The 12455-nt window shown below is 52.4% G+C and carries 12 protein-coding genes; 10 read left to right on the forward strand and 2 right to left on the reverse strand.

Translation table 11 applies throughout. The features are described 5' to 3' along the window. Nucleotides 1-39 precede the first annotated feature (39 nt). The 3 genes from KNP78_RS12380 to nhaC all read left to right on the forward strand — a co-directional run bounded on the left by KNP78_RS12380 (nucleotide 40) and on the right by nhaC (nucleotide 3068). Nucleotides 40-384, forward strand: a complete 345-nt coding sequence (locus tag KNP78_RS12380) for a DoxX family protein (RefSeq protein ID WP_034777412.1) — start codon at nucleotides 40-42, stop codon at nucleotides 382-384. A gap of 21 nt (nucleotides 385-405) precedes the next feature. Continuing rightward, nucleotides 406-1503, forward strand: coding sequence for an amidohydrolase (locus KNP78_RS12385; RefSeq protein WP_214708575.1), 1098 nt, complete (start codon nucleotides 406-408; stop codon nucleotides 1501-1503). Between the two features lie 164 nt (nucleotides 1504-1667). Then, the gene (gene nhaC, locus KNP78_RS12390; protein WP_214824560.1) at nucleotides 1668-3068 is read left to right on the forward strand and encodes a Na+/H+ antiporter NhaC; all 1401 of its coding nucleotides are present in this window, start codon (nucleotides 1668-1670) and stop codon (nucleotides 3066-3068) included. 17 nt (nucleotides 3069-3085) lie between these two features. On the opposite strand, the gene KNP78_RS12395 is transcribed toward nhaC, so the two are convergent. Further along, complete coding sequence (locus tag KNP78_RS12395; RefSeq protein ID WP_034777414.1) at nucleotides 3086-4276, reverse strand: HTH domain-containing protein; 1191 nt, start codon at nucleotides 4274-4276, stop codon at nucleotides 3086-3088. A gap of 78 nt (nucleotides 4277-4354) precedes the next feature. On the opposite strand from KNP78_RS12395, the gene KNP78_RS12400 reads away from it, so the two are divergent. Together KNP78_RS12400 and KNP78_RS12405 are read left to right on the forward strand one after the other, a co-directional pair. Further along, nucleotides 4355-5485: a mandelate racemase/muconate lactonizing enzyme family protein gene (locus KNP78_RS12400; protein WP_214752827.1), complete on the forward strand. Its 1131-nt coding sequence runs from the start codon at nucleotides 4355-4357 to the stop codon at nucleotides 5483-5485. After that, a complete protein-coding gene (locus KNP78_RS12405) occupies nucleotides 5472-6143 on the forward strand; it encodes a hypothetical protein (protein ID WP_214708583.1) in 672 nt (223 codons plus the stop codon). Before KNP78_RS12400 ends, KNP78_RS12405 begins: the two co-directional genes overlap by 14 nt. Nucleotides 6144-6179: 36 nt before the next feature. Here KNP78_RS12405 and KNP78_RS12410 read toward each other — a convergent pair whose 3' ends face one another. Beyond that, a complete protein-coding gene (locus KNP78_RS12410) occupies nucleotides 6180-6929 on the reverse strand; it encodes a GDSL-type esterase/lipase family protein (protein WP_214708585.1) in 750 nt (249 codons plus the stop codon). A 117-nt stretch (nucleotides 6930-7046) separates the two neighbouring features. On the opposite strand from KNP78_RS12410, the gene KNP78_RS12415 reads away from it, so the two are divergent. From KNP78_RS12415 to KNP78_RS12435, 5 genes are all read left to right on the forward strand, one after another. Next, nucleotides 7047-7967, forward strand: coding sequence for an ABC transporter ATP-binding protein (locus KNP78_RS12415; RefSeq protein ID WP_034779847.1), 921 nt, complete (start codon nucleotides 7047-7049; stop codon nucleotides 7965-7967). After that, nucleotides 7960-8958: an ABC transporter permease gene (locus KNP78_RS12420; RefSeq protein ID WP_034777418.1), complete on the forward strand. Its 999-nt coding sequence runs from the start codon at nucleotides 7960-7962 to the stop codon at nucleotides 8956-8958. Before KNP78_RS12415 ends, KNP78_RS12420 begins: the two co-directional genes overlap by 8 nt. A gap of 179 nt (nucleotides 8959-9137) precedes the next feature. Further along, nucleotides 9138-10667 (forward strand): M4 family metallopeptidase, encoded by a 1530-nt coding sequence (locus tag KNP78_RS12425; RefSeq protein WP_214708587.1) that lies wholly within the window; start codon nucleotides 9138-9140, stop codon nucleotides 10665-10667. A 112-nt stretch (nucleotides 10668-10779) separates the two neighbouring features. Then, the gene (locus KNP78_RS12430; RefSeq protein WP_034777421.1) at nucleotides 10780-11640 is read left to right on the forward strand and encodes a PPK2 family polyphosphate kinase; all 861 of its coding nucleotides are present in this window, start codon (nucleotides 10780-10782) and stop codon (nucleotides 11638-11640) included. Nucleotides 11641-11751: 111 nt separating this feature from the next. Then, complete coding sequence (locus tag KNP78_RS12435; protein ID WP_214797743.1) at nucleotides 11752-12345, forward strand: AmiS/UreI family transporter; 594 nt, start codon at nucleotides 11752-11754, stop codon at nucleotides 12343-12345. The last annotated feature ends 110 nt before the right edge of the window (nucleotides 12346-12455 follow it).

Consider the following 12455-nt stretch of genomic DNA (forward strand, 5'->3'; position numbering starts at 1 on the left):
CATCTTTTTTGTTATGCTTAGAAAAAAGGAGGGGTTCAGTTGATTCGTAAACTATACGGGATTTTATTTCTAGGGGCCGGCATCATGCACTTCATTCAGGAGCGGGCGTTCATGTCGATTATTCCGAAATCATGGCCGTTCAAACGATTCATGGTCCAGGCAAGCGGGGTCATCGAGGTCGTCTATGGTGTGTTGTTGCTCATGAACAAAGGGACGCGCTTCGTGAAAGGGACATTACCCGCATTCTTAATCGCGGTGTTCCCGGCCAATATCAACATGGCGCTCAAACCGTCGAAACTAGGCAAGATACCGCTCCCAAAATGGGTCACGTGGGCCCGATTGCCGCTGCAGTGGCTCTTAATCAAAGGGGTCAAAAAAATATAAGTACATATGGGGGAATTGATCATGACGACGAACGTATTGAACTGGTTTGAGCATTTTCATGCTCATCCGGAAGTGAGCTGGAAAGAGGTTGAGACGACGAAGACGATTGCCGACATCTTGACGTCATGGCAAGTCCGTCACGAGACGTTTGCGGACGTGACCGGGGTCATCGCAGAGATTGGACAAGGTGATGACGTCATCGCTGTCCGGGCCGATATCGATGCCTTATGGCAACAAGTCGACGGGACGTTTCAAGCCAATCACTCATGCGGGCACGACGCCAACATCAGCATGGTGCTCGGCGCGCTCGACCTGTTGAGACATGAGATGCTATCGAAGCGGATTCGCTTCATTTTCCAACCGGCGGAAGAACAAGGGAACGGCTCGCTCGCGATGATTCAAAAAGGGGCACTCGAAGGAGTGAGTCAGCTGTATGGCATCCACTTGCGACCGCTCGAGGAATTGCAGCGCGGACAATATGCGGCTGCAATTCAACACGGAGCCGCATTCTTTCTAAGAGGAAGCGTTATCGGGGACGATGCCCATGGTGCTCGACCGCACCAAGGTCAAAACGCGTTAGATGTCATCTTTACGATTCAACAGATGCTCAAAAGCATCTACTTGTCGCCGTTCGAGCCCCATTCGATCAAGTTGACGGGCGTCCAAGCCGGTAGCGATAATTTGAATATCATCCCAGGGAACGCGACGTTCTCACTCGACGTCCGGGCTCAACAGAACAAGGAGCTGCTCGCGTTACGTGACCGCGTCGAGACGCTGTTACAGCAAATCGCCGTCCTTCATGATGTCACCATCCACTGGGACTGGCAAGACTTCACACCGGGTGCGGAGATTGGCGAACGCTCGAGCCGACATGCGGCCGAAGCGATTGTCGACCGCTTCGGGGAAAGCGCGCTCGTCGACCGGATCATTACATCAGGTAGTGACGACTTTCATTTCTATACGGTCGAACAGCCGGGACTCGATGCGACGATGATCGGAATCGGCGCGAACTTGACACCGGGGCTCCATCATCCTCATATGTCGTTCGATCGGGACGTCTTACCAGAAGCGGCCGCCTTACTCGCCGATACGTTGCGCCGGGCCGCAAACGATAATTGAAGCGATTGACTAGATGGACGGGCCGGACGAGCTCGTTCATTTTTTTATTGCCAACTTTAAATGTAAGCGTTATCATCTACTTATTAGCGACAATATAACGACAATTCTGAATTTTTCGCTATCGGGGAGGAAGACACATGGAACAACAGGGGAACAAGGTAGACATGAAGCTTCGCTGGGCGGTATTGCCGCTACTTGTCATGATCGGGGTCATGCTCGTAGCCATCGTCAAATTGGAACAAGGGCCGCACATCCCACTCATCGTCGGGACAGCGGTCGCGTCGCTCGTCGCATGGCGACACGGGTACAAGTGGAAAGAGATCGAGGAGATGATGTACAAAGGGATTCGGCTCGCACTACCGGCCGTCGTCATCATCATCTTGGTCGGTTTAACGATCGGTGCCTGGATCGGGGGAGGTGTCGTCGCTACGATGATTTATTACGGATTGACAATTATTTCACCGGCCTATTTCTTGGTGACGATTTGTATCATCTGCTCGGTCGTCGCGCTCTCGATCGGCAGCTCATGGTCGACGATGGGAACGATCGGCGTCGCCGGGATGGGCATCGGGCTGAGTATGGGGATACCAGCACCGATGGTCGCCGGAGCTGTCATCTCAGGGGCATACTTCGGGGATAAGATGTCCCCGTTGTCGGATACGACGAACCTCGCGGCGGGTTTGACGCACACGAACTTGTTCGAACATATTCGGCATATGCTCTACACGACGATTCCAGGGCTCGTCATCGCGCTCGGCGCCTATTGGTGGCTTGGCAGACGGTTCAGTGAGACGACGACGGACTCTTCAGAAATCGTCCAAACACTCGGTATTTTACAGGACAGCTTCGTCATCTCGCCGTGGCTCCTCTTGATTCCACTTGCTGTCATCGTCCTCGTCGCGAGGAAAGTACCGGCCATTCCGGCACTCGTCGTCGGGATTGCGCTCGGCTTTCTCGCCCAAGTCATCGTCCAAGGCGGTTCGCTCGCCGACAGCGTCGGGGCGTTGCAGAGCGGGTATGTGATCGACACCGGTAATGAACTCGTCGACAACTTGTTCAGTCGGGGCGGTCTCGACGCGATGATGTACACCGTCTCGATGACGATCGTCGCGATGACGTTCGGAGGGATTTTAGAATACTCGGGGATGCTGCAATCGATCATGAATCAAATCGTCAAACTGGCGAAGACGGCCGGTTCGATGATTGCGTCGACGATTCTCGCCGGGGTAGCAACGAACGCCACGTGTTCCGAACAATACATCTCGATCGTCGTTCCATCTCGTATGTTTGCAGGTGCTTATGAGAAAATGGGGCTTCACTCGAAAAACTTATCCCGGGCACTCGAGGACGGCGGGACACTGACGTCGGTCTTCATCCCATGGAACACGTGCGGTGTGTTCATTCTCGGGACGCTCGGCGTCGGGGCGTTCGAATATGCGCCATACGCGATCTTGAACTTCATTGTTCCGGTCATCTCGATTATCTATGCGTTCACAGGCTTCACGATTGCACGGATTGCTGTGCAGAGTGTGGAACTGCCACTCGAAAAACAAGCAGCACAATGAAAAATTTCCCGGCCTATTCAGGTCGGGAAATTGAATTTATAGACGGCACGAGGTCGTCCTTGGTTGTAACTCATCTCTTCACCAATTACTTCGATCAGTTGCGCGTCATGTAATTTTTTGATGAGTCGCTCCGTCGTCCGTCTTGAGACGGCGAGATGGTCAGTCAACTCTTTTGCCGTGAATTCGAGATGGTGCTTTGAGAACTGCATAATTTTACCGATGTTGACCGGACTGATTCCAGCTTGCTTGATGACGTCAAAGACCGCTACTTCGGTCACTCGATAGGGGATGCGGTCCTCACGGTTCGGAAAGGACAGGCGTTTTGAATCGTCGACGATTCGAATGCGCTCCTTGCTCGCGGCCGATAGTGCGATCTCAGCATGTTCGTATGCTTGTTGATATTGCGTGCCATAGCCGATTCCGATTCGATAATCACCTGTTGGGCTGAGCGTACTTGTATCGAGGGCGTTGTTCGTCTCGCCTCGTGTCGTAAGTAGCGTGATACGACCATCGTCGGTCGATTCGATGTGTCCGCCAAGGTAGCGGACCACTTTCAAATGTTCGAGTAATGCCTTGTCGTCGGTCTCGAAACGAATGATGGCGAACTGGGCGTCGTCCGCGAACTGGCGTCGAATTCGTTGAATTAACATATCGAGATGGCGCTCGACCGTGGTCCGCGGCTCGATCATCAATAGACTATGATACCCATCACGGACGAGTTGACGATGAACTTGTTCGATGCTCGTCACGGCCAGTTTCGCCTGCTTGGCCCGGTGCTCCGTGTGAAAAGTAATCACATCTTCGAAAGCGATATTCGGTTCGATTTTCATAACGACAGGAGTCGAGGCATGATTCGGGAACGACTCGAGGATTGACGTCAAGCGCTCCGGCTCGACCAAATCGATGGACAGTTGATCAAGAGGGACTGAGTGGGTGAGCGTCGCATAGAGAAGTGTCGTTAATAGGACAGTCTCGTCTTGGACGACGTGATGGGTCGCCACGTTTTGAAGGTAGGGGGCCGCATAAGTGAACGGGAACGACCCGGAAAAAAAGACACCATCGAACGAGCCGAGCGTTTTGGCGATAACGGCTGCTTCATGGGGATGCTCATAAGGGTGATACGCGAACCGAACACCTTCTGGGGCACCGAGGGTACGGATGGTCGCCACGAATTCGTGCGACCCGACGATGGCGATATGGATGGACATCAAAACTCCTCCTTGCAATTTAACGACTATTTAACGACAATATAGCTAACGATATATAAAAAGTAAAGGGGAATGGATATGAGAATAAAGAAAATCGAGCTGTTTGCGATACGTCTACCACTGAAAGTACCGTTCATCGTCAGTTATCACCGCTATGACGACATGCCGTCGGTAATCGTGAAACTGACGACCGAGTGCGGACATGTCGGTTACGGCGAGGCCGTCGCTGATGAGCACGTCACGGGTGAGTCGCTCGACAGTACGATTAGCGTCATCCAACATGTGCTAGGACCACTTTTGATCGGGCAAAACCCGATGCATATGGAACGAATCCATGACGTGATGGACCGAGCCATCCGGGACGTGCCGGCGGCGAAGGCGGCGCTTGATATTGCCTGCCACGACGTTGTTGGGAAAAAACTTGGCTTGCCTGTGTATGAGTTGCTTGGCGGCCGTTATCACGATGCCTTCCCGGTCACGCACGTGTTAAGCATCGGAGATCCGGAAGCGATGGCGGCCGAGGCGCTCGAACAAATCGAACAAGGCTATACAGCCGTCAAGATGAAAGTCGGCGTCGATGTCGCCTCGGACGTACGACGTGTCGAGGCGGTTCGGCAAGCTGTCGGACCGGACGTTCCGATTCGGGTCGATGTCAATCAAGGTTGGGTCAATGCTGCCAAGACGCTCCAAGCGATGAAGTTGCTCGAACCATTCCATATCGATTGGGTCGAACAGCCGGTCAAAGCCGACGATTTTGAAGGCATGGTCGAAGTAAAAGGGAAAATCTCGGTCCCGCTCATGATTGATGAAGGCGTGCGGGGTGTAACCGAAATGCGTCGTCTGACGATGATGCAGGCCGCCCACAAAGTGAACATTAAGCTGATGAAGTGCGGCGGCATCTACCCGGCGAAAAAACTTGTCCATATGGCCGAGATGTCAGGTATTGAGTGCCAAATCGGGTCGATGGTCGAGTCGTCGGTCGCCTCGAGTGCAGGTTTCCACGTCGCGTTCTCGAGCAAAATCGTCCAATCGGTCGAATTGACAGGGCCGCTCCGTTTCGCAGAAGACATCGGCAATTTGACGTACGACCTTCCGTTCATTCGATTGTCTGAACGACCAGGACTCGGTGTCGACGTCGATGAATCTGTCTTATTACGTCTGACGACCGCGACGTACGTCGTCGGAGGGACCGATCATGTGGCGCGGTGATTGTAACGGCCTCGACATCGAGGTCACCTATTTGGCGATGACCGACCTGGGACAAATCGAGGCGGTGCAACAGGATGTCATGGATACACTGACGGAAGGGAGCCAGTATCAGTCCCTGTCGACAGAGGAGTTCGTCAAGTTGTTGACGGACCGGACGCTCATCGGGGCGTATCACAAGGGAACGTTAATCGCGTTCCGCGCGCTCCTCATCCCACCGCTCGATGACGAGCATCTCGGCTATGATATCGGATATCCATCAGAGGGACTGGAACGCATCATTTATCAAGAAGTGACGAACGTCCATCCGGACTACCGCGGCTACGGCCTGCAACAGCATCTCGGCAGGCTTCTGATGAAAGAGCTGGAACATGGTAGCCGATTCGACCTCGTCTGTGCGACCGTGGCACCATTCAACATCCCGAGCTTGAAAGACAAGTTTGCCCTCGGGCTTCGCATCGGTGCCCTTAAACCGAAGTATGGCGGGAAGTTGCGCTACATCTTTATGAAGGAACTGCACAGCGACTGGCGACCGGCCGGAGAAGCGACATGGCTCGAGATGGGCGAGACGGAGCAACAGGGCGCCTTGTTGAAGGCGGGTTGGTACGGAACGTCCATGACGCGCGACGGGGAGAGCTGGCTCGTCAAATATGAACGATGAAAAAATGGCCTGATCGCGATGATCAGGCCATCTTACTTATTCGAGGATGAACAGGACGTCCTCGGCTAACTTTTCGTACGTCCGATCGCTCGGATGGAACTGGTCGGTCGCGAGGTCACGCGAGACGTCAGAGACGTATGCGAACGGGTCGATCACGTCGATGCGTTGCGCGTTTCCGAACGTGGCCGCCGAGGCGTTCCAATCGAGAATCAGTTGATTGAACGCCTCACCGTTTTCGTTCTCTTGGAATGGATTATAGAGCGCGATATAAACGATTTGTGCCGTATCGTTCAATCCGCGAACTTGTTCAAAGATGTCATTCAAATTCGTCTTGGCATCGGTCACGACTTGTTCGATATCGACCGATTCAAAGTTATCGACGTTCTCGCCGCGATTGAACAGGTCGTTGCCGCCAATCGTGAGTGTGATGTAGCGGGCGTTCTCAATCGTTCGCCGTACTTCCGGTTGTTCGAGTTGGGCCAACAAATCCTCAGTCCGGGCACCAGAGACGGCCAAGTTCTGCGTACGAATGCCGTCTTCGTCGAGCGTTTCACCGACCGGCTGAACGTAGCCAGCACCTGACGTCGACCCGACGCCGCGTGTCAGGGAGTCACCTAAAGCGACGTAAACGTCACCGACCGGTTCGGGTCTCGAATCTTCACTAATCGAGAGTGTGCGTTCCGGTGGGTTGACGATATCTTGATAGCCGATCCATAAACCGTATAAGGCGATGCCCGTCAAGAAGACCGAACCGATTAAAAACGAATACCATTTCCCATTTTTCATGTGATTCCCTCACTTTCTATGAGACTATCATATCAAATAAGTTTGAACCTGCCCTATGTGAATGTTCGAATAGGACAGATGCGGTTGAGTCCGATAGAATGTAGGAGAGGTGAGATGATGCAACCAACATTGAAAATAGACCATTTGACAAAAGTAATCGGTAAGAAAACAATCATCGATGACATCTCGTTCGATGTATTCCCAGGTGAGGTGTTCGGATTTTTAGGTCCGAACGGGGCCGGCAAAACGACGACAATCCGGATGATTGTCGGGTTGATTAAGCCGACGAAAGGGACCGTCTCGATTTGTGGATTCAGCGTCGAACGACAATTCGTTCAGGCGATGAACCAAATCGGGGCCATCGTCGAGAATCCGGAGCTGTATAAATTCATGAGCGGGCGTGAGAACTTGAACGCCTTTGCCCGGATGTTGCCCGGTGTCGATGAGGCCCGGATTCAAGAAGTGATCGACCTCGTCGACTTGACGGCGCGGATCGATGATAAAGTGAAGACCTACTCGCTCGGAATGCGGCAACGGCTCGGTATCGCCCAAGCGATGTTGAACAATCCCCGCGTCTTGATTCTTGATGAACCGACGAACGGGCTCGACCCGATGGGGATTCGCGATCTTCGACTCTTCATCCGCCGTCTCGTCGAAGAGACTGGACTGAGCGTCCTCGTCTCGAGCCACATTTTGGCTGAGATTGAACTGCTCGCGGACCGCGTCGCCATCATGTCGCGCGGAAAAATCGTCAAAGTCGGGACGGTTGACGAATTGATTCATGAGTTGGCGTCGACTGTCGATGTTCATGTGGCCGACAGTTTTGAAGTCTTGCCGATTGTGCGCGGTTTCGAATCGATTGAGCACGCCGACGTCGTCGACGAGCGCACGATTCGCGTCTCGATGAATCTTGAAGAGACGGCCCGCTTGAACCGCTATTTGCTTGACCGGGGAGTCGACGTATTCGGGCTTGAACGACGCGTCCAGACACTCGAAGAATTATTCATCTCATTGACCGGGGGTGACCATATTGTCTAATCCGTCAATACTTGGTCTTATTCGGAACGAAGTCTTAAAAATCCATAAGAAGCGACGACTCCTCGTCGTCTCGATCATCTTGATTGTGCTCGTTTCGATGTTCACGTATGCGAACTATCGTCAAATCGAGAAACAGCGCGAAGAACAAGGGACGATCGATTGGCGCGTCGATTTGCAACAAGAGATTGTCGATACGCAAAACCGGCTCGCCTCGGCGAACGTTCAGGACGAGTTCCGTCAAATCTTGGAGTTCCAGGTCCAACAGAATCAATACTACTTAGATAATGATATCAACCCGAACTATCCCGGGGCTCCGACGTTCATGCGAGTCTTCTTCTCGCAAGGGACGACGCTCGTGCTGCCGCTCTTCATCATCGTCTTGATGGCGGATATCGTCAGCGGTGAACACAATGACGGGACGATCAAGACACTGTTGTCACGGCCCGTAAGACGATTCAAAATCTTGCTCGCCAAATGGATGACGACGCTGCTTTATACGTCGATTCTCATCTTCATCACGGCGTTCGTTAGTTACGCCATCTCCGGCATCGTGCTCGGTTGGGACGGATGGACCGCCCCGATTTTGACCGGCTTCCAGGCCTCGTCGACGGGGACGTTCTCGACCGACTTCGTTCATACGCTGCCGATGTGGCAATACTTGCTCATGTCGGTCGGACTATCTTGGTTTGTCGTCGCAGCCGTCGGGACGATTGCGCTCATGATCTCGGTCATCGTCAAAAACACGGCGACAGGGATTGGGATCATGATGGCCGTCCTGATTTCAGGACCGCTCCTCACGTCGCTCGGGTCGAATTGGGACAGCTCGAAATATTTGGTCAACGTCAACTTCGGTCTTCATACCTATCTCGAGGGGCAAGCCCCACCAATCGAGGGGATGACGTTGCCGTTCTCGCTCATCGTCATATTCGTCTGGTCGCTAGCGGCTCTCGCGTATGCGTTCTACCATTTCACACAAAAAGATGTCTATTGATGACTGGCGTCACCTTCCATGGTGACGCTTTTTTTGTTACGGCTGATACGACTAGAGAAGAGGACGGGTTAGTCCAAATGTCTTAATAATTTGAATTGTCAAAATAATTAAAAAGTTGGATATATTAAATGTGGGAAACTATGTAAAGTAGGAGACACCACATAAGGAGGGAAACACACATGAAAAAAGTTTTATCTACATCACTCATCGCAGGAGTCTTGCTCGTGCCACAACTCGTCGGCGCGGCGGAGCTCAAGTCGGGCACGTTGACGAAACCATCGAACGAAGCCCCGACGACGATCGTCAAAGAGTATGCGAAAGCGAAAGGCGAATTCAAAACGCTCGAATCGAAGCGTGACAAAGTCGGACAAGTTGTCAAATTACAACAGACGGTCGACGGAGTGCCAGTCTTCGGTGGAATTGTCGTCGGTGTCGTCGATAACGATGGCCAATTGAAAACGGTCGTTGATGATACGAAACAACTTAAAGGATTACATAAATCGATCAAACTGAACGAACAAAAAGCGGTCGCTCGTTATAAAGAGCTTGTCGGCCACAAAGGCGCATACGAGCTTGAGCCGGCAGCGGAACTCGTCGTCTATCCGAATGGTGAAGAGGCGGTCTATGCGTATGAAGTGACCGGGACGATCCTTGATGCGGATGAGCCGTCACGCTGGACATACTTCATCGATGCGGCAAGCGGGAAAGTATTGAACAAATACAACCAATTGGCGCACGCCAAACCGACGAACGGCGTCACGGGTACGACATTTACGGGAACGGGAATCGACGTTCTTGGTCAGAGCCAAACGTTCAAGACGACGAAGAGCGGTTCATACTACTATCTCCAAGACTCGACGCGCGGTAAAGGCATCTATACGTATGACGCCGGAAACCGGACGCGCCTTCCTGGATCGCTCTGGGCCGACGCTGACAACGTCTTGAACACGACGTACGACCGGGCCGCTGTCAGTGCCCATGTCAACGCGACGAAGACGTATGACTTCTTCAAGAACACTTATGGACGCAACAGTTACGATAACAACGGTGCGGCCCTCAACTCGACGGTCCACTATAGCCGTAGCTACAACAATGCGTTCTGGGATGGCAGCAAGATGGTGTACGGTGACGGGGACGGCCAAACGTTCACGTACCTCTCTGGTGCCCTCGACGTTGTCGCTCACGAATTGTCACACGCCGTTACAGAATACACGGCCGGTTTGATCTATCAAAATGAATCGGGTGCGATCAACGAGGCGGTATCGGATATCTTCGGTACGGTCGCGGAATATAGTGTCGGCTCGAACTTCGACTGGTTGGTCGGGGAAGACATCTACACGCCTGGCGTGGCTGGGGACGGACTCCGCTCGATGTCGAATCCGGCAGCATATGGTGACCCGGACCACTACTCGGTCCGTTACACGGGGACGCAGGATAACGGCGGCGTCCACATCAACTCAGGAATCGTCAACAAAGCGGCTTATCTCTTAGCGAGCGGCGGGTCACACTACGGCGTCTCGGTCCAAGGCATCGGCGTCATGGAGATGGGGGACATCTACTACCGTGCCCTCACGGTCTACTTGACACCGACTTCGAACTTCTCAAGCCTACGTCAAGCCGTCGTTCAATCGGCCAAAGACTTGCACGGTGCGACGAGCACGCAAGCAGTCGCAGCGGCGAAATCGTTCGATGCGGTCGGCATCAACTAAACTTGATTCAGTCCTTTTCGCTTCGGCGGAAAGGATTTTTTTGTCGCTATTTTTTGAAAGAATAGGGTAAATAGGTGTTGTACTTAGAATTCAATCGAGTCAAGGAGGACACATGGATATTCAAACTTTTCGCATTGACCATAAAAATGGGATTCGTCTCAGCGATTTCCCGACCACGATACAAGATCGGCCATCTGACGAGACGTTACAAAACGAGTTGATTCCAAAGAGCGTGGAGCGATTGAAAGAGTTGCATTGGAAGCTGTACGCCGAATCGAAGAAAGGGATCGTTGTCGTCTTGCAGGCGCTCGATGCCGGCGGCAAAGATGAGGCGATCAGTTATATCTTTTCGAACTTGAACGCGCAAGGGTTAAAGACGAACGCGTTCCAAAAACCATCGGACACGGAAAAGAAACACGATTACTTGTGGCGGATGCATGACCTCATGCCAGAGCGGGGGCAGGTAGGCATCTTGAACCGGTCGCATTATGAAGAAGTGATCGCTCCGCGCGTCCATGATTTGCTCGGGGAAGAGGTCATCCCTGATGAAGAGGACAAAGAGTCGGTATGGAAGGTCCGTTATCGCCAAATCAATGACTTTGAACAATATTTAGATGAGAACGGATTCAAAGTCATCAAATTTTTCTTTAACGTGTCAAAAGAAGTCCAGCGTGACCGCTTGCTTGAACGACTGAAAGATCCAAGCAAGAACTGGGAGTTTTCATTCAATGACGTCGAAGAGCGAAAGCATTGGGATGATTACCAGGATATCTTTGAGGATATGTTATCGAACACGGCGTCGAAACATGCACCTTGGTTTGTGCTCCCGGCAGATGATGACTGGTACGCCAGATATATCGTCTCCACGATTATGATTGACGTCCTTGAAGACATCGATCCTAAATTCCCGACATTTACGGAGGACGAACAGGACCGGATTGATGAAGCGATTGAAACGCTCGAGAATGAGTGACCTTTGTCGACTCCGTGAACATCCATTTCCCCACTTGCACTGAAAACGAATTCACGTTACAGTGGACGTATAAAATAAGACGTCAGACATCTGTACGAAGGAGCAATGAGAGTGGGGAATATTAGTTTATTATTTGGTGGCGTGGCACTGTTCATTAACAGCCTCGTCTTATTCGGGAAAGTGGACGTCAAGAGTGCGGGTGTATTCAGTCTCTTCACAGGACTGTTGCAGACGTTCATCGCGACGTGGCTCGTCATCGGGGCGAGTTCGGCGGAAGTGTTCGGATATGCGAGCATCTATTTGTTCGCTTTCACCTATTTGTACGTCGGTGTGACATTTTTGTTCGACCTCGACGGACGTGGCGTCGGTTGGTTCTCGCTATTTGTTTCGATTTCAGCCGTTTTTTATGCCACCATCTCGTTCACGATGGGCGATGTGATGGGCGCCGTAACCTGGTTGTTCTGGTCGTTCCTGTGGGGACTGTTCTATGTAGGGATGGGTCTTGGGCGCCAAATTGATGGGTTGACGGCCCGAGTCGCATTCTTGCTCGCTTGGTTGACGCTAATCGTCCCGGCGCTGTTTGGACTGGCCAACTTGATGACACCGCTCTATGACGTGATCTGGTGGGCAGCGAGCGGCACGACGGTTCTCTACATTGGGTTCACGATGTGGCGAGGCCGCCGAGTTCTTGAAGTGACACAATGAATGACGCTCTTCGTGAGCGTCTCAGACTGTAGACAAAACATTGTCTGCAGTCTTTTTTATTTGCCCGACCGGGCACAGCTCGCTTTTCTGGGGGCAAGCAGGGAGCCGCA

This window comes from Exiguobacterium sp. s28 (assembly GCF_018618135.1).
GTDB classification, from domain to species: domain Bacteria; phylum Bacillota; class Bacilli; order Exiguobacteriales; family Exiguobacteriaceae; genus Exiguobacterium; species Exiguobacterium mexicanum_A.